This window comes from Clostridium tepidiprofundi DSM 19306, from assembly GCF_001594005.1.
In the GTDB taxonomy this organism is placed as follows: Bacteria; Bacillota; Clostridia; order Clostridiales; family Clostridiaceae; genus Clostridium_AC; species Clostridium_AC tepidiprofundi.
This window is the reverse complement of the sequence record NZ_LTBA01000016.1, coordinates 21,678-44,303: the sequence shown is the minus strand read 5'-3', so window position 1 is coordinate 44,303 and position 22,626 is coordinate 21,678. Positions and strand designations below refer to the sequence as shown.

The following is a 22,626-nucleotide window of genomic DNA, read 5'->3' as shown; positions in this document are numbered from 1 at the left end:
CTTCCTTAATCTCAATACTATAGCTTTATATACTATGACAACTATATCTCTTTTGCTGCTGCAACTTCTTCTGCTGCCTCATTCTTTAATGTTTTTTCATCTTTATTAGCTAAATTCATAAGGTACTTACCATAATCAGTTTTCGATAATGGTTTTGCTAATTCTAATAGTTTTTCCCTGTCTATGTATCCATTTCTATACGCTATTTCCTCTAAACAAGCAATATATAATCCCTGCCTTGTTTGAATAGCTTCAACATAATTGGCTGCATCAAGTAATCCTCTATGGGTTCCTGTATCAAGCCATGCCATACCTCTTCCTAATAACTCAACCTTTAATTTTCCTCTTTTTAAGTATTCATTATTAACAGCAGTTATTTCTATTTCTCCTCTTGCCGAAGGCTTAATATTCTTTGCGATCTCAACTACATCATTATCGTAAAAATACAATCCTGGAACAGCATAGCTAGACTTTGGATTCTCTGGTTTTTCTTCTATCGATATCACATTATTATTTTCATCAAATTCGACAACACCAAAAGATTTAGGATTGCTTACATGATAGCCAAAAATAGTTGCCCCTTCTTCTCTTGATGCTGCATTTTTTAGCCTTTCCGTAAAACCATATCCATAAAATATATTATCACCCAACACTAATGCTACTCTATCTTTTCCTATAAATTTTTCTCCAACTATAAACGCATCTGCAAGTCCTCTAGGTTCTTCTTGAACTGCATACTCAATTCTTAACCCTAAATCACTTCCATCGCCAAATAATTCTTTAAAAGAATGTATATCTCTTGGTGTTGATATTATAAGGATTTCTCTTATTCCAGCCAACATTAATACCGACATTGGATAATATATCATTGGTTTATCATAAATAGGTAGTATTTGTTTTGAAACTGATTTTGTTATAGGATGAAGTCTTGTCCCTGCTCCCCCTGCTAAAATTATACCTTTCATATGGTTTCTCCCTTCATATTTTTAATAGTAATTAAAAATTATTTTTTAGATAACTTTTGGCTATAGCACAAAACCTTAATCAATGAATAAGAAACTTTAATTAGTGAACAATGAATAGAGAATAGGGAATAGTAAAGGTTGAAATTGCTAAGCAATTTCTTTAAATAAAATTGCCAGTTGACAAGTTTGCTAGTTACCCAGTTAATAATGAAATCGTTACACGATTTCTTAAATAAATATATATAAAGCATTTGTTGATTTAAAGTATATGAAAATCAAGTTGTAAATTTATACCAGCAATCTAGTACTCTGGTAAACTAGCAAACTTGCTTTATTCCTAGTCCTTAATCTCTATATCTTTCCTTAATTAATTTCGTCTTTACAGTAGCAATTTCCTTCTTTTTTGAATCCAATAAATGAATTTCAACCTCATCTCCAGATTTTCTTGCTGGAAAAACTGTCGTTGGTCTGCCTAATTTTTCAACCGCCGAAGCAAGTTGACCTTTATAATATACTTGGTATTTATATGCTTTAGGATAATCTTTTTTACCCTTTTCAGTTAAATTTACCGTTACAGCACATCCAACAGGTGCTTTTCTAACATACGCCTCTATTATAGCATTTTTTGAATTGTTTGTGTTATTTTTCATAGCAAATATTATCCCTATTATTGCAATTATAGAAATTAAAGAAATTATTACGATTCCTTTTCTTTTATTTTTCATAGTATTTTCAGCTTATGTACAAGCTGAATACCTCCCTTCGATCAATCTTATATTAAAACAGAGAATAGAGCATAGTAAAGGTTGAAATTGCTTCGCAATTTCTTCAAAACTAAAGTGCCAGTTGGCAAGTTTGCTAGTAGCCAGCTAATGATGAAATCGCTACACGATTTCTTAAATACAATATAAAAACATTTGCTGATTGCAGGTATATAGCAATCAAATTGTGAATCTGCACTAGCAGTCTAGCCATCTAGCAAACTAGCACACTTACTTTTATTCCCTAGCCCCTTCTTTTCTCTCCTAGTACCTAGTCCTAGCACCTAATAAAATACTGGTTATCAAGTCACAAATCTGTACTAGAGATTAGAGACTGGAGACTAAACAAAAGTTACTAATCGCCAATCACTAGTCGCCAAACCAGCTTGTGACTCTGATGTATATTAATACTTAGAATTTTGTTCTTAAATAGATGGTACTTCTCAAGTCACAAAACTGTGTTGGAAACTGGAGATTAGAGACTGGAGACTAAGACAAAGTCACCAATCACCAGTAACCAGTCACCAAAGCATATTGTGGCTTAGTCAGAAATTAAAAATCAGTACTTTGTTTTTGAGTAGATGCTGATGTACAAATACCAGATCTGCACTAGCAGACTAGCCCTCTAGCAAACTAGCACACTTACTTTTATTCCCTAGCCCCTTCTTTTCTCTCCTAGTACCTAGTCCTAGCACCTAATAAAATACTGGTTATCAAGTCACAAATCTGTACTAGAGATTAGAGACTGGAGACTAAACAAAAGTTACTAATCGCCAATCACTAGTCGCCAAACCAGCTTGTGACTCTGATGTATATTAATACTTAGAATTTTGTTCTTAAATAGATGGTACTTCTCAAGTCACAAAACTGTGTTGAAGACTGGAGATTAGAAACTGGAGACTAAGACAAAGTCACCAATCACCAGTAACCAGTCACCAAAGCATATTGTAGCTTAGTCAGAAATTAAAAATCAGTACTTTGTTTTTGAGTAGATGCTGATGTACAAATACCAGATCTGCACTAGTAGCCTAGTACTCTGGCAAACTAACGCACGTGTTTTATTCCCTAGCCCCTTTTTTTCTCTCCTAGTCACTTCCTCCTCGTCCCCAAATCCTACTCTCTGATTTTTTTAAGTTTTTTAAGATTTTTAATCGGTGATAAATCAATACCTGTACTATCAATATATAACTTTTCAAGATTACTCATACATGCAAGTGCATAAACATCTCTTATAGTATTACCATTAAGCCTTAATTCAACCAATCCTTTCAAATATTCTCCTGTATCAATATCCTCATGTGGACTTACCCATTCAAGCGAATCAATATTGGATACATTATTACAACTTATATCTAAGTACTTCAACCTAACCAAATTTCCCAATGAAGATATATCGCTTACGTTATTATTGCTAATATCTAATTTTTCTAAGCTAATCAAGCCTCTTAATACACCAATATCTTCAATTTGGCCATTAAATCCTGCATGCAATTCTTTCAATTTAGCCATATCGGCAATGTATGATATATCATTAATATCATTGTGACTAATATCAAGATACTCTAAATTCGTTAAAGTATGCAAAGGGTAAATACTAGTCAAGTAGTTATTGCTTACATCAAGTTTTTTCAAACTGGTAATCTTTTCAAGCGGGGTAATATCAACTGGCTTTTTATTATATATTACATAGTCGTTATGGTAAATTATATATTTGTTGTTATATAATGTGTAATTATCATTCCAATCTTTTGAATGTATACTTATATATCTGCCATTAAGCTTTAACTTTTTGTCATCAATAACATTGTCAAGTGATATTTCAATGTATCTATCTGAAGTAATATCCTTAGCTTGAATATTTCCACTCATATATAATTCTTCAAGATTGATTAGATTAGATAACGGATATAAATTCTCTATATTATTTCCACTAATATTCAGTGATTTTAGATTTCTTAAATATCTTAATGAATAGATATTTTGCACTAAATTGTTGCTTATATCTAATTTCTCTAGCCCTCTCAAATATCTTAGCGTCGAAATATTATTTATCTTATTATTACTTAAATTTAATTCTTTTAAACTATGATAATAACCCAACGCTGAAATATCTTTAATATTATTGTTACTCAAATCTATACTCTTAATCTGATTTAAACTAAGCAATGCTGCTGCAACATATGAAACATTATCAATGCCATTTCCGCTTACATCTATCTTTGTAAGATGCTTCAAATTACCTAAATATGTGCCTCGTCTGTATAATTTCTGCAAGGCATATTTGCATATTCTATCATAAAAAAGCTTAACGTCCCTATTTGAATTAGTATATATCTTTAAAGTCTGCAAATTCTTTAACTTCTCTATACCTCTAATATTTGATACTTCGCTATAATCTATACTCAATTCTTTGATTTTCTCTAAATCACTAAGATATACATACCCTATTCTTCTATCCTTACCATCAATTTGTGAAAGAGCATTCCTTACAGCATACTCTAAACCACTATTCCAGTAACTGAAATCTATTCTATAATCTCTAGTAGTTGTCGCAAAGCAGGCACTTGAAAAGAAAAAAGTACTCATAAAAAGTGCAAAAGCAAACAACACTACTCTAGACAATATACTTTTAGACAATCGCATTCCACATAACTTTGTTACACTTTTCAAATCAATCATCCTCTCGTATTTCTAATATTTAAGCATCTGAAGGAAAAAGTCCTTCGATTCGTAATATGCACTATAACTATTTACTATCATATATTTTGCATTAATATTCACTTATAAAACTCTTTGCATACTGCATTTTTTCGTTTTAATATATATGCTAAAAATCTAAATTACGAATTGAAGGAAAAAGTCATCAATTATTGCTCCACTTTAGAATTCGCAAGTGTTAAATTCACACTTATGCCTATTCCTAAAAGTATCCAAAATATAGGTGCTACTGAAACAACACTATCATTAAAGAAAGCTGCTCCTATATATCCAACTATCGCAACAAATACACTCACACCTATTACTGAATAAAAGTCATCAAATGAATTTCTAAAATAAACTTTAATGCTACTAACTATATACATAATAAATAAAGCAACCATAGCAATTAACGACATAATTCCTGTATTTATACCTACTTGCAACCATAAATCGTGAGGTTTATCCACTAGCATACCCATAGTTCCATAAGCATTGTATTTTCCTATGTAATCTTTTTGAGGAAAATATATTGCAAATGTATCTGGTCCATGTCCGAGCAATACTGTGTGTTTTAAAAGAGGAATAGATCTTGACCATATATAACCTCTTGCTGAACCTATTTTTTCCTTACCTTCAAATCCCCAACGCTCAACTTTCGATAAAGTCACAGCTTCTCTTTTATTGTTAATAAATCTAAAGCCATCTTTCAAAAGAATAAAGTACATATTCATTTTGCCTTTGTTCACTTCAATTACATTACTTTTTCCTTCTTCAGTATCAGCAATTTTTAAATAAATATTATAATCATTATATGTATCATTTTTAAGCAATATCTTATTACCTTTTTCCATATTCACTTTTATCAATTTATTGTCAGTATCCCTAAACACTATTTTCCCATTTTCTACACCAAACCTCAATATTTTGTTTTTTTCTATGATTTCTACATTAAATCCTTTTGTTACAACATCTTGAATATTATTAATATCTGTATTTGAATTGTTAGATAACATCCTTGTATCATTTATAAGCTGGCCTATTCTCTTTGATATTGCACCAGATGAAACAGCATTTATTCCAATAATGAGTAAAAGCAAAACACCTATAACAGGAAACATGTATTTCCAATGTCTTATAAAATATCGTCTTAACATAATTATAATCACAACAAGTGCAATAATTCCACCTACTAAACCTGCTCTAGAGCCTGAACCAACCCAATTTGCAAACATTAAAATTGACAAAATAGAAACCATTATCTTTGCTTTCTTATTTTTTATCAAAACCGCAAACGTTAACGTCAAAGGAAATAGCATAGCCATATAACTTCCAACATAATTATAATGAAATAAAGTTGCATATATTTTATGTTCTCCTAATGTAAACTTCAAACCCGAAGCAAGTTTTTTATATTTCCCTGGCAATATTAAATTTTTACCGAAACTAGTTCCAAAAATATCGTGGCCAAAATATTGAAGTATACCTATTATACCTATTATACTTGCCGATGCAAACAATGAATAAATGAGAATTTTAATACTTCTTTCGCTATTCATGATATTAATGGTAACAATCAAAATTAATATATATGCCAAAAGTGCAAACATACCTTCATATCTATCAGGATATCCCCATAATGATGCAGATTTATATTCACTAAATATTGTAGACATTATAACAAAAAATGAATATACACATATAGGAATGTAAAAATACGTCTTTTTTAATGCAATTTCTTTTTTTAATACCAATATTAATAATGCAATCACAGCCAATATGGATAAAATTAATATTCCTATCATTTTATAATATGAAAAGAAATCATAATTCACTTTTTGGCCCTTCCAAAATTCAAATAAAACTCCCTTCAATGGAATAACTTTCATTCTGACAACCAATGGAATAATCGCTACTACTACTATCAAAGGCAACTCGTACCACAATTTCATACATTTGTTATCATTCATATTATTTACAACCCCCTCGCAAATCAGTAAATCAATACAAATCAGTAAATCAATACCTACTCTGAATTGATAAATCACTTTAATAAATTACTTTATATAAAGTAATTTATATAAACTCCAATTACTACACTATCCACTAGACCGTATTTTAAATTTTAAAACTAATCTTTTTTACTATTCGACAAAACTTTTTTTTATCCTTCACATATAATGCGTTAATTTTATATTAATTTTCTACACACCCTGCACTGCTGCAATCTATATAATAACTTCACACCTCGCACCCTGCACTCAATCTATACAATAATTAAGGCACATCAAAAATGCGGAAATAAAAGCTCCAGCATATAATGTCACTCAATCTATACAATGATTAAGGCACACCAAAAATGCGAAAGTAAAAGTTCCAACATATAATGTCACTCAATCTATACAATAATTAAGACACATCTCGCCGTTCGGCAGAAAGACAAACAACCGTTTTTCTTTAGTACAGGAAAATAATGAAATTCAGTATTATAAATTGAGGTGTCAAGTCATTTGTAACTTATTATAATGGTTATCCCACAGAAAGTATTTTAAAAAGAAACTCATCACTATATATGCATAAGAATCAATTTCATAAATACTATATGTTGTATATTTGAAATTTATCCATAGCTTATTGTGGTTTAATCATTATAATTATTTTTGCTCATTTAAAGTATAACCACTAAAAATATTTCCAGCAAAGCAACGGATACTTTTCCGTATATTTTGCTGGAAATATTTATAAATTCCATAAGACTCCCACTTCTATAAGTGGGAGATTGAAGCTTTTTGCTTCAGGTGGAGTAGAGTCTCCACCTGAAGTTCCGATGTTTTGCTTTAGCAAAACGAGTTCACTTTACTATTCCGTTTTAATGGCTTCTAACGCACTTAATTTCATCGCCTTCCTTGCTGGAAGATATCCAGATACAAGCCCGATAACCGTTGTAAATCCTACTGCTGCCACTGCAAGCCATATCGGCACAATTGAAATAACTGTATCCGGTTCCATCTGACCTGCCATTTTGCTTGCAACTAGCATATTAAGTGCTTTTGACGCAAAAATGCTTAAAACCAAACCTAATATTCCACCCATAAAACCTATCATAGATGCTTCAAATAGGAAAAGTTTCTTTATATCTCTCAATGATGCACCTATTACCTTCATTACTCCAATTTCTTTTCTTCTCTCATATATTGCCATTATCATAGTATTTGTTATACCTATAGCAGCAACAAGTAGAGATATTGCACCTATTCCACCAAATATCAATTGTATTATATTCGTCATCTTATTAGATTCTTCGACATATTCCATCATACTATTAGCTTCATAGCCCATCTTTTTTAACTCTTTTGTAATTGCAACTACTCTCTTAATATCCACTACCTTAACCTTAACTTCATCATATCCGGCATCCTTACTTCTATGGTTTCCTGCCATTCTGTCGTATTTCTTTTTAAATGCTTTAAGAGTATCTATTGGAACAAAAATGCTTCTTCTTGTTTCCCAATCTCCATTTTCTGCAAAAATACCAACAGCTTGTATTTTAAATGGACGTATTGGTTTTGATTTGCGTTTTACCCTTCTTTGATTTCTATCATAATCTTGTTGGAATTCAAATGTAATCCTATCTTCAAATATATTTACATTAGGTTCTTTTTTCTCTCCTTCAGCATCATCATAAAAATCATCATACATATTTCTATTCTTCGATCTTTCATTTCTAAACATTTCTGGAAGCTTACTTCCAAAAACCGCCACCATACCACTATCAACAACATCATCTTTATTAAGCAAACGTCCCTCGGATACTTTGAATCCAAATTCCTCCATATATTCTGGTCTTAATCCTATCATTCTTACCCAAGTACCATACTTTCCACTTTTCATATGAATCTGCATTTCCATATAGGGGGTAACCGCTTTAACACCTTCAATAGCAGCAATCTTTTCTATATCCTCATCTTTAAGCTTATTATCATCATCTCTCCTAGAATGTCTATCATAAGAAGGCCTAACATCTATTACATCAAGACTTCCCATTCTTTCTAATGACTTTTTATAATTTTCCTTCATACCTATTCCAAGAGAAATCATTACCACAATGGATATAGTTCCAATCACTATACCCAATGTAGTAAGAAAAGTTCTTAATTTTCTTCTGAAAAGATTACTCGAACCCATTTTAATAAGGTCTAAACTATTCATCTAAATCCAAACCTTTCCTCTTATTTCTTTTTTTCTTTATAACAACACCTATAACAACAACAGCTAATATTCCCCCTAGAATAAGAACGACTTTTGATTTTTTACTTGACTTTGGCTGTTCAACAGGTTGTTCAGGTTTATCCATACCATTCATATGTCTCTCTCTTGGAACATATTTCTGAGCATTCATTGATATGCTCTTTTTCACAACTTTATGCTCACCACTTGGCTCATCATATGAGAATATAATCTCACCTTTACACTCTCCAAGTTTTTTTGGTATCAAATCACCAGAATAATATCCTGCTGACCCCGGCTCAATATTTCCAATAAAAGAATCATCTGATCTAGCTGTAAAATCACCTTTTATTTCAATCATAAAGTTACTCATAGTTACTTTACCAACATTGTAAACTTGAATATCAACAGGATTTGGACGATCTTTAAATGCATCAGATGGTAAACTTATATCACCTATTTTGAGTTTTGATGGCTGTGTTACTTGAATACCTATTAATTCTTTTGAAGTAAACTGATTACCTTCTTCATCTTCATATTCCATATTAGCCGTTATAGTATAATTCTTAGGCTGTGCATCTGGAATAGTATACATTTTTAATGATATACTTTGAGTCTTTTTTGGTCTTATTTCATCAATGTAAAATGTATTACTTCCATTAACAGGCGTAAATACACTTCCTGAACCAACTGAATCAACTTTACTGCTTTCCATGTCAACAGTTAAAAATATTTTAATATTTCTTACTGTCTTAACTTTATTTGTATTTAAAAATGATAAATACAAACCGAAATTTTCCCCAGCTTTAACTATGTTAGGAGTACATTCAAATTTCTTTATTATAATTTTAGGTACTGTCTTGCCAGTTGCTTTTCCTTCAAAATAAACTGTTGTAAATCTCTTTGCAGCTATACTTCCATTCGGATTATTAACTGTAATCATAATAGGTATGTTCTTTATTTTAATACTATCAGTAGCTTGCATACTAATAGAAAAATGCTTTGTTTCACCACTTTTTAATGCTGAAATATTTATAACATTTTCATTTAATGGTATTAAACCTTCTGTTCCATCTACTGTTGTTACTAAATTTTCTGCAGTACCTAAGCCACTATTTTTAACATCAAACTTAACTTCAAAAGTATCATTTTCAGAAATCAGTTTCTTTGATACTGAAACATTGCTAATTGATATATCTGACAGTTTACCAACTTTTATATTTGCATATTGCTTTACTAAATCCACTTTATTATTATCACATTTTGCAGTTATACTCAATATATAATACTGTGCTGGTACATTCTTAGGAACATGTACATTCATCAATACCTTGTTTGTATTATCTACTCCAACACTGCTAATAACCTTCTGAACAGTTGGTATATTTTTATTTTCATCACTCACTGAAATTATAACATTATCTGCTGATACAACACCTTTATTCTTCAAATCAAATGATATAACAAAATCATTCCCTGGAATTATGTCGCCAGTAGGCACTTTTACATTATCTATGCTTATATTTGCTTTTTTATCAGAATCAGTACCATTTACCATTAAGTAAAATTCATATTCATCAGTTCTATCATTATTCTCAGAATCCTTATATTTAAACCTAACCTTAATTTTGTGATTACCTGATTTCATATCTGAAGCCGCATAAAGGTTAAATTCTATGCCTTTTTTGCTTGAATTTGGCATTATATATTCTATATCTTTACTATTTATACCATTAACTATTGTAAAACCATTATCAGAATCCAAATCTTCCAATGAAACCTTTATATTTTTTGCAAGCAATGTGCCTTTATTTTCTACATCAAATGTCAATTTAAACTTATCGCCCGCGCTAATCTCCTTAATATCAGTCTTAACATTATCTATTCCCAAGCTTGCAGGTGATAATCCTGATAAAACCTTAATGTATATAGTTTTTTCATCATCATATACAACACCATATTCATTTTGATATCTATATGACACTAACATAGGATAAATCTTTCCTTCAGCATCACCTTTAATATGAACCTTAAATTGCACAGCTTCTTTAACATAAGGTCCTATTCTATCAATTCTTTTTGTGCTAGTCATGTTCTCAACTTCAAATGGTCCCTCATTCTTAATTGTAACATCAACATTTTTTGCTGCATATTTGTTCACACTCTCAAACTTCAAGTTTAAAATTAACTTTTCTCCTGCTTTTACAACTGGCATATCTTCATTTACAATATTTAAAACAGGCTTCCTAGCAGAATAATCTATATCTGCAAATGCTGTTCCAATATTCAAAGTAAGTAACATAACCAACGAAACAATACAACTAATAATCTTTTTCATATTTACTCCCCCTTAATTTTGTCCTTTGAAATATTTTCTACAACCCTCTCTATATTACCATCTCTTACATAAATTATTCTATCAGCATATACAGCCGTTTCTTCATCATGTGTTACTATTACAAGCGTTTCATTATTTTCTTTAGCCATTTTTGTTATAAGTTCCATAATCTCAATAGTTGTATTAGTATCAAGATTTCCAGTAGGCTCGTCCGCAAATACTATATCTGGTTTCGTAACAAATGCTCTTGCTATACTCACTCTCTGCTGTTGTCCTCCACTCATTTGGTTAGGCCTATGATTTAATCTATCGCCTAACCCTACTGCGGTAAGCATTTCAATTGCTCTCTTGTTTCTTTTAGACTTAGGCACTCCAGCAAATATAAATGGCATGGCTACATTTTCTAGTGCTGTTAAATTAGGTAAAAGATTGTATGATTGAAATACAAATCCTACATTTTGCTGCCTAAATTTAGTTACATTCTTCTCATTCATCTTATCTATTCTATATTTTTTTATATTTATTTCACCCTTTGTAGGTCTTTCAAGTCCAGCCATCATATTCAAAAGAGTAGATTTACCTGAACCTGATGTTCCAAGTATACAACATACTTCCCCTTTTTTAATATTTAGATTTATATTATTTAAGGCAACAACCTTCTCATCACCCATCCTATATACTTTCCTAAGATTTTTCACACATATAATGTCTTCCATTTTTATCCCTCCCCTCAAAACTTATTTAATATTGATAATACCTAAGGCATTTGAAATATCGATATCTTTAAACTCACATAACACACCGTTCAAACCAAAGTGAACTCGTTTTGCTAAATCAAAACACTTCAATTTCCCCATTATAAAAGTGGGTGTCTTATAGAATCGATCAAATTCAGTTATATAATAACAAATTTATGTGAATATTTAATTATCATTAACAATATTTAGCTATTCTAAGATTATTTTGGCTACTCTAACTATAATAACAAACATTTTAGTATTTTTCCAGACTAAATTTACAATATTTTTTTCTTGTTACCTATAGATGAGCAAATTCCAATCCATTAAATGTAAAATAACATTTTAGTGCGATTCTCTAGCATTATCTAGTACAGGAAAATATTAAATTTTAATATTATAAATTGAGTTGTCAAGTCATTTGTGAATTATTGTAATGATTTTTGTTCATTTAAAGTTATTACTATTAATAAACAAAAATTCTAATAATGATTCATTTATACAAAACTTTATTATTTGAAATTTCAAAAAAAGTAACCGTTTTATACAACAGTTACCCTTTTAAATATAAAATTAGGTATTTGAAAGAAAATAACAAGTCAAAGATGCGACGTATATTTTGTGAAATACAAAGAGTTGGGTTCCGCTGATAGTAGGTTCTATCAACGGAACCCAACGATGAAGTAGTTCGCAAAATAGACTAGCATACTGACTAGTTAATTTTTTGAAAATACCTTAATATATATTAACCACGTAAAACTCATCTTCCTCTATAACATTTCCGTCACCTTTGTCATATGTAACCTCATCACCATCAACATTCTTGTAAGTTACTTTAGGAATTACTTTTTCTATATCATCTACCAATGAATTATCCGAATTTCTAACCCACTTTCCTGCATAATCTTTTACATATATCTCTTTAGCTTGAATTATATAACTTAATATATAACTTTTATCAGCAGAAGTTGGATTCATTAGATAATTTAAATCAAAAGCTTTTTCGCCAACTACTACTGTTCCTGGAGGCATCTCTGCATTAACATTAGTATTTACAAACAAAGCTCCAATAACAATCAATAATGATAAACTCACTCCCATAAATCTCTTCATTATTTTTTCCTCCCCTACTCTAAATATTATAATGAAATCATCACCTTATTATATCACACGCAAATACCATTTTAAAGCTTTTATAAAGTTACTCTCCCATAAGCACAGGTATACCTTCTTCATATGAATCATCTGAATGTCCAAAATATTTTTCTATTGAACCAATCTTTAACACATACTTTTCATCAAAATCCAAACCATCAAATTTCAATACTAATGTATTTGGATTAACATACTTAACGTCTTCACAATCTATTGTTACTCTTCTACCTTTTCCCTGCTTAGATTCAAGAACGTAATTTGAAGCTTTCGTATTTGGAGAACTATCTTTTATTTCTTGATTGAATGTAAGTCTTATAGCATTGTCACCTATTATAACAGCATCTTTTATTAAAGAACCATCAAATTTATTGCTTGTGCCAGTAAATTTATATGTTATATCCTTGTAAGAATCATTTCCAAATATATCTTCCATATCACTCGAAACCTCTAATACGTACGTTCTTGATTTGCTAAATTTAACATCATCATCAAAGTACAATTTTACAGTACGTCCATCTCCATTTTCATCAAAATAGACATCATCTGGAGAATAATCATCTCTTGTATCTTCTCTTGTAACAGTATAATTATATATATCTTTAGCAGTTTCAGGATCAAGCTTTTCATAAAAATGAACAACTATAACATTTCTATACAATGCATCTACAGACTTTATATGTAATCTATTTTTTCTCTTATTTATACTATCAATGTTAAAACTTTTACTATCTATTTCACTTGTATCAAGAGCATCCTTTATATTCCTGATAGTTAACTTATAGTGTTCTCCTCTTTCTAAATCTTCTTTTGTTTTAAATATTACACTCTTATTATCTTCATCAACTATTGCTTTAGATATTTTTATTATATCTCCATATGAATCCCTAAGCACATAATTATCTGTATCTTTCCCAGAATCCATATCTATTTCTTTATTGAAATCAACCTCAATCATATTTTCACTTAAAGATTGTACAGACATAACTTTTATATCTTCATCTTTCTTATCTACAGCTGTGAAATTTTGTTCATCTCCATCTCCATTGCCCAATCTTACACCATAGTTACTTGTCATATCTCCTAATATTCTCAATGTATATCTTCTGTTTCCTCTCAATCGACTCTTCCTAAAATATATGCTTACTCCATTATCTTTCCCCTGTAATGGTTTTATCTTTAGATTTTTAAATCCACGTTCTATATAGACATCTCCATCTCTAAGTATTTCATAATATGCTTCAGACTGTAAAACATCATTAACAGGTTGTGTAAAATATACATTTATACATTTTTCATTAACCGGCTCTATTGTTCTTATTTTAAAGAAATCCGAATCAACCTTTTTAACTCTGAACTTTTGTTTGTATGACTTTATTAATTTAGTTCCATCTGCCGATTTTAATCCATCATCAATACACAAATAATAGTCCTCGCCTTGATTATAATCTTTTCTTGGAACTACCCTAACTTCATTATCATTAACGATATCTATCCTAATATCTTTAACTTTATTATCATCAGAATCCAAAACATATACATTTTTCAATAAAGTTTTTGTATCAATTTCATTATTAAATACTATACTCCATACCTTATCAGGTGGTTGAAGCTCTTTTATATCTCTCATGTGCCATTTTTCATATGTATTTTTAGCATAAGCAACTTGTCCACCTAATAAAGAACTCGTGACAATAGTACTGCACGCAATAACAGTTGCCAATATTTTATTCTTAATATTCATCTTACTCCCCCCATAACTGAGTTGTTCTATACTTCCATTTCAAACCTTTTATTATTATAACACATTTTTCAGCTTTTGTAATAAAATATTACACTAAAAATAGACTCCCCTATTGTAATATGGAAGCCTATTTTAGTGAACTAATTCTTCTAAAACAAAACATTGATACTTTAAGTTGAAATTCTACTCTACACTATCAATCAAAAATTTCAATCTCACAATTACATTTCTGTATTTAGGCATTTGAAATAAAATAACAAGGCAAAGATGCGACGTATATTTTGTGAAATACAAAGAGTTGGGTTCCGCTGATAGTAGGTCCTATCAACGGGTTCCGACGATGAAGTAGTTCGCAAAATAGACTAGCATACTGACTAGTTATTTTTTTGAAAATGCCTTATACAATTATGCTAATCAGTAACATCAACATCTGGAGATACAACATGTGATATAGTATCTTCACTAACGTTATTATCACTTAAATCTAATTTATCAAGTTTATTTAAATTTCTTAGCGAATTTATATTGCTTATATTATTATCACTCAATGACAGAGTTTCTAAATTATATAATTTACCTAAAGCATTAATACTAGTTATATTATTCTTATCTAAGTAAAGAACCGATAAATTGCTTAAGTGTCTTAATGAATCAATATTGCTTATTTGATTCTCGTATAAATATAAATTTGTTAAATTTGTTAAATTTGATATATAAGATATATTTGTCACTCTATTTTGCCATAATCCTAAATGCGTTAGACTTGTTAATCCTTTTAATGCTTGTATATTACTGATTTCATTTTGATCTAAATATAGTTTTTTCAAATTATATAACGCACTCAATCCCCCAATAGAATGTATGTTATTCTCTTTTAATGACAAGTACTCTAATTTATTCAATTTATTCAAATTAGGTATATTTCTTATACTATTTTTATTCGCAGACAACCTTTTTAAATTAACTAAATACTGTACTGCATTTATACTTGTCAAATTGTTTTCATCTAAATTCACATCAGTTAATGTTACTAAGCTCTTTAATTCATCTATATTGCTTATATTATTTTTATTTATCATGAGTACTTCTAATTTTGGCAACTTTGAAATTGGTGCTATGCTTTTTATATTGTTATCGCTTAAAGTAAGGTATTTTAAACTATATAAGTTCTGTAAAGGACTCAAATCACTAACTTTATTCTTTGCTATTAATAAACTCTTCAACCTTTTCAGATTCTTAACAAAATCAATATTTTTTATTCCATCATCATACAAATATAAATTTGTTAAATTTGTCAAATCTTTTATAGGACTAAAATCAGCCATTCTGTTCTTACCAAGATTTAACACCTTCAATTTGTGAAGATTTTCAATACCTTCAATGTTAGTTATATTTTTATTTCTCAAATTCAACTCTGTTATTTCTTGAAGTTCATTAAAGTAAATATCTCCTTGAGCTTTATCTATTTCATCTCTTATACACTTCTCAAGATTCTTGTCCTTAAAAGTAACTACTTTTGAAACTTCCTTTGAAATATTTTTAGAAACTTTATTGTCATTTTCCGCTTTTGCTGTAACTATAACTGTTTTATTACTCTTAACATCACCTTTCACATTAGTATCAGCAAAAACCAAACTACCATTAATCATTATCGCAGTAGCTAAAATACATGAAATTTTTACTTTATTCATATTCATTACCCCCACTTTTATTATTTTCTAGTTTTTATGAAAGAATGATTTAACTTTATTAAATAGCCCTTTAAACCAGTTCACAAATCCGCCTTTTTCATCTTTATTATTTTCTATCTTTTTTTCTACAACCTTTGGCTCAGGTATTTTAATTTCATCTGTTTTCATTACAAATTTAACTTTTCCACTCATGTTTTCGCCAAGTTCTGTAAATATATTATAATTATCTGAAAGTTCAACAAGAGCATCTTTTCTATCCATTAATTCATCAGCATCATCTAATTTCTCTGTCAATTTTTCTTTTAACTTTTTAATTCCTCTATCATCAAATTTTTTCATATTATCAGCTAGTTCTTTAGAACCTTCTTGCAATTCATAAATTCCTTCTTTCAAGTCTGGAAGAGCATCTAAAAGCTTATTAGCTAATTCCACATTATGTTCTTCAAGTGCATCTTTTATTATTTCCATTATCTTTCTATTATCTTCCAAATCATGCTTCATATCCATCAATTGCGCTACCATATTAGGAGAATCATGTAGGCTTTTATTCATTGCAGGCTCACTTAACTGCTCATTTAATTTTTCCACTATAGGTCTAATTGCATCCATATCTGCTTCTATATCATGGAATCTCTTAATAGCATAATTTATCTTTGGATCATCATATTTCTTGAGCATTTCACGCATAGTTTCGATATTTTCTTCATTTTTATCTATATCTTTTTTCATGTCAATTAATTTGAATGTCCAGTCTTCTAAATAATCCAAATCATCATCATTATCCATTAAATTTTGTACATCTTCTATCATTTTACTATTATCTTCTATATGATTTTGTAATCTTTCTATTTCAGGAATCAAATCCTTGAAATATTCGGCACTCTCATTTATTTCATTCATATAATCAGAACCAAGCTTTTTCCTCAAAGTCATATCAGTTTTTGCAACTTCATGTAATAACTCCTTTGTTATTTTCATAGTATTTTCATCTGAAGTCATCTTATCAAATACTGGAGTTATAATTTGTTCTTTTAATTTATATTTTAAATTTTTAACCTTACCTTTTGGCATACCGTGGTCATCATATCCTGTAAGTACGATAACTGGACTATTCAACTTTCCATGCTTTATAGCAGACTTTAATGTATCTTCTCCTCTTTCTAATATCTTTATAATACCACCTTTAATCTGTTTTTTCTGTGGCTCTGGAACAAATTGAGGATAGTTAATAAGCATATTAGTTCCTTTTCTCAATGCCATAAGCTTATCCACATTTCCACCTAAAGCTTTTGTATTCAATATAGCTTCATCTATTACAGTTATTGCTGAGGCAGTAGTCACATTGCTTTCTATTACCTTCTTCTGATAATCCACTGCTCCTGCAACTATTTTTGTTAAGTCCTCTTCATAACTTTCATTTGTATACTTATCATCATCAATTGCACTTTTCAATTCATCTTCTTTAAAACCTATCATAGCCTTAACTATATCATTTACCTCTTTTGCCATGATTCCCTGCTGCCTTGGAGTAAGCTTACTAAAGTTCATTGTAATACCACTATTTGCAAAAAAATCTTTTATTCCGTCTAAAGAATACATAGCTGCCTTTAAAGTGTCTATCTTATCACTATTTCTCTTTATTTTACCCATTAAATCTGTTGCATCTTGAGCCAAATCCCTTAAAACATCACCATATCCAAATAATCTAGTATAAGGAAGTATTCGTCCTAAATCCAAAGTTTTTATTTCATCGGCATCATCTAATAATATCCTTGCCTTATCAATATTTTTATCGGAAAATTTATCAGGTAATGTCCTAAAATATGGATCATCAAGAATATAGTCAATGTCAATGTCATCTAAATCTGCTTTAAGTCTATCATACAACTCTATGTTTTCATCTGTAACATAATCTGGCAATATATCAAGCAATCTCTTATCCATATCATAGAAATCAAAACAATCTCCAATAAGTTTACGTTCTATCTCTACATTAGCTTCATCAGTTAACAAAGAACGTATCTCCTCTTTAGGATCCATTTCATTTAAATCATCATCCGACTCTTCCAGTTTTTCTACTGCTGCATCTAATCCATCTGCCAATTCATTCGCACCATCAACTAATTTACTATCAGCATCTTTAAGATCATTCAATGCATCTCTCAATTCATCCATATCATCAGAACGCTTCAATTCATCCATATCTGGTATTTCAGGCGTTACAGTCATCATTATTGGTCCTAATTCAAAGTTTTTAACATCGGCTGTAATTTCAAATTCATCTGGAAAGTCTATATCATCAAATCCTTCAATATCATAACTGTCCAATTGTAAACTTTCTTGTAATCCTGGAAATCCTATAAAACTTATAATCTGATTCTTACCATCACATGCAATCTTACCATCACTAACTACAACGTTGCTAAATGTATCCATAGGCATGTTAAGTACTGTAGCAACAGTCATAGGAGTATATATTTCTGTATCCTTGCCACCAACTTGCACTATATTCTTCATTTTGTTATCAAATTTTATCTTCAATTTAACTTTTCCTGATTTACCCGCTAAATCTTCTGGACTTATTTCTTTTTCATTTAAAAAATACTTTATAGAAACACTAATAGGCAATTCTTTATTAGTAGTTCCTCTATAAAATATATCTTGACTTTTATGATCCCAAATTATATTTTCTTCATTTTTTACATATTTCTCATTTCCTTTAACATTCTCTATATCTTTTAAGTTAGTTTTATCTATTATATCAACATTAGGTTCGCCTGAAGACAACCAATCAACCACTATAGTCTTTTCAGGTTTACCATTTTCAGTTAATGTAACATATACTGTTTCATCTTTTTGCACAATTTCACTAGCATACACCATATTAGGACCCAGCATTGTCGCAACTATAACCAAACTCGCAAGTCGTTTTGACATACACTTATTCTTCATTACTTCCACTCCCCCTGTCTAAATCAATTGATATAAATTACGCTGGTATATCACTTTTCTTAAACTTATCCTTATACTTCTTTAAATAATCAGGTTTTTCTCTCCAATGCAATGTAGTAAATGATATTACCTTTTCTAAAACAAGCAATAACGATGGCAATATAAACAATATAACACCCATACTTATTAAAGCACCTCTCGCCATCATAATACATAGGCTTTTTATAAGTTCCATACTAGCAATAATACCTACACCAACTGTAGCTGCAAAAAATGTAAGTGCACTCGTTACTATGGACTTTGCTGAGCCTTTAACTGTAATCCTCATAGCTTCAAACTTATCATATCCATTCCTAATTTCTTCTCTAAATCTAGTGGTCATAAGTATTGCATAATCAACTGTTGCTCCTAGTTGTATACAGCCTATTACAATCGAAGCTACAAATGGTATAACTGTACCCGTATAATAAGGCACTCCCATATTAATGAAAATTGCAAGTTCTATAGCCATTACCAATATAGCCGGAAGAGAAATTGATTTAAAAACGATCAATATAATTGCAAAAACCGCTAAAATAGAAACAAAATTTACATTTTTAAAATCAACATCTGATATTTCAATTAAATCTTTAGTTAGAGCTCCTTCTCCACCAATCATTGCATTTTTATCGTATTCTTTTATTATTTTATTAATACTATCTATCTGTGCATTTTCCTCGTCACTTCCCGATTTATATTTTGAATTCGCTACAATCATCTGATGTCCACCCTTTTTAAAAACATCTTTTATATCATCAGATATAAAATTATCAGGAACTGCTGGCCCAACAAATTTATCATATGCCATAACCGAATTTATTCCTTTTACTTTTTCTATCCTATCTATCATTTCTTTTGATTTATAATAAGGTATATTATCCTTTAAAACAATCATGTGTGTAGTTCTCATATCAAATGTATCCTTTAGTTTATTAAGAGATACTATTGATGGCAAATCCTGAGGTATCGATAATGTTAAGTCATAATACAGCTTTACATTCCTTTGTCCATAAATCGCCGGTATAAATGCAATTAAAAATATCGCTATAAATAGTTTATATTTATTTGTTACCAAGTTCGCTACTTTATCAAACTCTGGTAAAACAGTCTTATGGCTGAATCTGTGAATTATCTTATCAAATATTAAAATAAGTGCTGGTAGTAAAGTTACAGTAACTATAATACCTAAAAATACTCCTTTTGCCATAACTAATCCTATATCTCTTCCCAGTGTTATCTTCATGCTACATAAAGCCAAAAATCCTGCTATCGTTGTAAGCGAACTTCCAAATATAGAACCTACTGTCTTTTTTATAGCTTCCGACATGGCTTCTATTTTATCATCAGTTACTCCCAATTCTTCTTCATATCTATGAAGTAAAAATATAGAATAATCCATAGTAACTGCCAATTGTAATACAGCTGCCAACGATTTTGTAACGTACGATATTTCTCCTAAAAAAACATTACTTCCTAAATTATATGCTATCGAAAAACCTATCGATAAAAGAAATATTATAGGAATTATTGTGGATCTCATTGTTAAACTCAATACAATAATCGATAGTACAACCGCAATAATAACATAAGTTGGTGTTTCCTGTTCAGATAAATCTTTAGTATCATTTAATACAGATGCTGTTCCACTCAAAAATGCTTGTTTACGAAATGTCCTATTTATCTTACCAATTGCATATTGAGTCGATTTAGATGCTTGTTCACCAGAAAACTTAACCAATAACAACGTTGAATCACCATTATATACCTGATCCCTTATTTTTTCTGGTATCATTTCTCTCGGAATTGTATCTTCAACATATTTACCTATCCAATCAACTTTTTCAACTCCCTTTATATCGGATATTTCCTCAACAGCTTTGTTTAAATGCTTATCATCCATGCCATCTATAACCAAAAATCCAACTGCTCCTGCATCAAACTCATCTGTCAAAACATCCTGTGCCTTCGTAGAATCCAATTCCTTTGGCAAATAACTCAATAAATCATAGTTAATGCCCGTAGTAACATAGCCATAAAATGATGGTATGAGAAGAAAAACAGCTACAATAAGCACTAAGATCCTATTCTTAGCAATAAATCTACCGAATCTTTTCATTTCATTGCTCCCCCCAATAATATTAGTAAACTCTTTCAAATTGGTACTAAATATAAAATCATAATATTCCATTCATAAAAATGAAAATATTATGAATATAGCACTATTTTACTATTTTTATATTTATTGTTCAATAATGACCACTAGTCATTTATCACATGATTAATTATACAACATAATAAATAATAGTCAACAAATTCCCTTTAAATAAATTGTTATTTTTTTATTAACGTTATTAACATAGAAAAAAAAAAGGATACATCAGTATCCTTAGGGGAAGTAAAGTCAATGCCTAAATTTAATCATTTCCATAATACAATATATTTAATCTACAATCTTGGAAAAATGATCTTTAATTTACTTACGTCAATACTATTCGGTAATTCATCTTTTTTAAAAATTAAATTTACTACTTGAGCTTTACATGGACTTATTATTATTTTTGCAATATTAAAACTCCCCTTAATTATTGTTTGATTATTTTCAACATTAGTAACCGTAATTGGTAACTTACTTATCTCTAGTCCCTTATTAGTAGCATTTCTTATTAAAATAGAAATAGCTATATCTCCATTTTCTCTTTTACTTATTTTATATAAAGATATTGAAATATTCCCTGGTTCCATAATAGGTAATTTCTTAAGAAAAGCCTTACATTCCTCTAAATGAAATACTGGTATATTTTCAAGTTCAATATCCACAACATTCTTTATTGCTAAATCTGAATCAAGCACTAATTTCCATGTCCCATTTACAAAATTATTATCATATACATTTTTCTTATCAAAATATAATTTAAAAGGTCTAACAGAAAAAGCAGGAATATTCCCTAAACTATCTAATTGGAAAACTTGTTGTGCAAGCGTTTTCTGTTTATCATCTATAATCCTAAATTTAACAGTACCAAAATTTATTGCAAAATCATTAGAATTTCGAACATATGCATATACCTCTAATTTATTTACAGTATCAAATGCATACACTGCATTTATATTTATCTGTCCTACTTTAAGTGGTGGCAATTTACTTATTTCTTCAATGATATACTCCTTATGTAACTCTGATATTGTAGATAATGTATCTGATTTAAGCGATAATTTCAAATCTACATATTCATTTCTATTTATGCCCGCAATATTATAATTATTTCCTTTTTTATTAAGCTGTTTACTCATAATACACCTCATTTCTAGAATATAGGTAAAAT

The 22,626-nt window shown here is 29.8% G+C and carries 13 protein-coding genes; all 13 read right to left on the bottom strand.

The annotated features are described in order from the left end of the window. Positions 1–41: 41 nt before the first annotated feature. The 13 genes from rfbA to CLTEP_RS07830 all read right to left on the bottom strand — a co-directional run bounded on the left by rfbA (position 42) and on the right by CLTEP_RS07830 (position 22,594). Positions 42–965: a glucose-1-phosphate thymidylyltransferase RfbA gene (rfbA, locus tag CLTEP_RS07890; protein WP_066825121.1), complete on the bottom strand. Its 924-nt coding sequence runs from the start codon at positions 963–965 to the stop codon at positions 42–44. 344 nt (positions 966–1,309) lie between these two features. Next, positions 1,310–1,690, bottom strand: a complete 381-nt coding sequence (locus CLTEP_RS07885; protein ID WP_066825115.1) for a hypothetical protein — start codon at positions 1,688–1,690, stop codon at positions 1,310–1,312. Between the two features lie 1,149 nt (positions 1,691–2,839). Then, complete coding sequence (locus CLTEP_RS07880; protein ID WP_066825113.1) at positions 2,840–4,396, bottom strand: leucine-rich repeat domain-containing protein; 1,557 nt, start codon at positions 4,394–4,396, stop codon at positions 2,840–2,842. A gap of 197 nt (positions 4,397–4,593) precedes the next feature. Then, positions 4,594–6,393, bottom strand: coding sequence for an O-antigen ligase family protein (locus tag CLTEP_RS07875; protein WP_066825111.1), 1,800 nt, complete (start codon positions 6,391–6,393; stop codon positions 4,594–4,596). Between the two features lie 889 nt (positions 6,394–7,282). Then, entirely contained in the window at positions 7,283–8,632 is a 1,350-nt protein-coding gene (locus CLTEP_RS07870) for an ABC transporter permease (RefSeq protein WP_066825106.1), read from the bottom strand. Further along, on the bottom strand, positions 8,625–10,988 hold the full coding sequence (locus tag CLTEP_RS07865) for a COG1361 S-layer family protein (protein ID WP_066825103.1): 2,364 nt from the start codon (positions 10,986–10,988) through the stop codon (positions 8,625–8,627). The genes CLTEP_RS07870 and CLTEP_RS07865 overlap by 8 nt, the downstream gene beginning before the upstream one ends. A gap of 2 nt (positions 10,989–10,990) precedes the next feature. Beyond that, positions 10,991–11,704 (bottom strand): ABC transporter ATP-binding protein, encoded by a 714-nt coding sequence (locus CLTEP_RS07860; protein ID WP_066825101.1) that lies wholly within the window; start codon positions 11,702–11,704, stop codon positions 10,991–10,993. Between the two features lie 756 nt (positions 11,705–12,460). Further along, positions 12,461–12,838: a hypothetical protein gene (locus tag CLTEP_RS07855; RefSeq protein ID WP_066825099.1), complete on the bottom strand. Its 378-nt coding sequence runs from the start codon at positions 12,836–12,838 to the stop codon at positions 12,461–12,463. Between the two features lie 88 nt (positions 12,839–12,926). After that, complete coding sequence (locus CLTEP_RS07850; RefSeq protein ID WP_066825096.1) at positions 12,927–14,621, bottom strand: Ig-like domain-containing domain; 1,695 nt, start codon at positions 14,619–14,621, stop codon at positions 12,927–12,929. Positions 14,622–15,031: 410 nt separating this feature from the next. Further along, complete coding sequence (locus tag CLTEP_RS07845) at positions 15,032–16,312, bottom strand: leucine-rich repeat domain-containing protein (protein ID WP_066825094.1); 1,281 nt, start codon at positions 16,310–16,312, stop codon at positions 15,032–15,034. 27 nt (positions 16,313–16,339) lie between these two features. Next, positions 16,340–19,264 (bottom strand): hypothetical protein, encoded by a 2,925-nt coding sequence (locus CLTEP_RS07840; protein ID WP_066825092.1) that lies wholly within the window; start codon positions 19,262–19,264, stop codon positions 16,340–16,342. A 37-nt stretch (positions 19,265–19,301) separates the two neighbouring features. Next, positions 19,302–21,419 carry an efflux RND transporter permease subunit gene (locus CLTEP_RS07835; RefSeq protein ID WP_066825090.1) on the bottom strand — a complete coding sequence of 706 codons (2,118 nt, stop codon included), beginning with the start codon at positions 21,417–21,419 and terminating at the stop codon, positions 19,302–19,304. A gap of 329 nt (positions 21,420–21,748) precedes the next feature. Beyond that, a complete protein-coding gene (locus tag CLTEP_RS07830) occupies positions 21,749–22,594 on the bottom strand; it encodes an SLAP domain-containing protein (RefSeq protein ID WP_066825088.1) in 846 nt (281 codons plus the stop codon). Between the last annotated feature and the right edge of the window lie 32 nt (positions 22,595–22,626).

Coding starts and splice junctions, on each gene's coding strand:
- rfbA (WP_066825121.1), bottom strand. CDS start 965: ATGAAAGGTATAATTTTAGCAGGGGGAGCAGGGACAAGACTTCATCCT.
- CLTEP_RS07885 (WP_066825115.1), bottom strand. CDS start 1,690: ATGAAAAATAAAAGAAAAGGAATCGTAATAATTTCTTTAATTTCTATA.
- CLTEP_RS07875 (WP_066825111.1), bottom strand. CDS start 6,393: ATGAATGATAACAAATGTATGAAATTGTGGTACGAGTTGCCTTTGATA.
- CLTEP_RS07870 (WP_066825106.1), bottom strand. CDS start 8,632: ATGAATAGTTTAGACCTTATTAAAATGGGTTCGAGTAATCTTTTCAGA.
- CLTEP_RS07865 (WP_066825103.1), bottom strand. CDS start 10,988: ATGAAAAAGATTATTAGTTGTATTGTTTCGTTGGTTATGTTACTTACT.
- CLTEP_RS07860 (WP_066825101.1), bottom strand. CDS start 11,704: ATGGAAGACATTATATGTGTGAAAAATCTTAGGAAAGTATATAGGATG.
- CLTEP_RS07855 (WP_066825099.1), bottom strand. CDS start 12,838: ATGAAGAGATTTATGGGAGTGAGTTTATCATTATTGATTGTTATTGGA.
- CLTEP_RS07850 (WP_066825096.1), bottom strand. CDS start 14,621: ATGAATATTAAGAATAAAATATTGGCAACTGTTATTGCGTGCAGTACT.
- CLTEP_RS07845 (WP_066825094.1), bottom strand. CDS start 16,312: ATGAATAAAGTAAAAATTTCATGTATTTTAGCTACTGCGATAATGATT.
- CLTEP_RS07840 (WP_066825092.1), bottom strand. CDS start 19,264: ATGAAGAATAAGTGTATGTCAAAACGACTTGCGAGTTTGGTTATAGTT.
- CLTEP_RS07835 (WP_066825090.1), bottom strand. CDS start 21,419: ATGAAAAGATTCGGTAGATTTATTGCTAAGAATAGGATCTTAGTGCTT.
- CLTEP_RS07830 (WP_066825088.1), bottom strand. CDS start 22,594: ATGAGTAAACAGCTTAATAAAAAAGGAAATAATTATAATATTGCGGGC.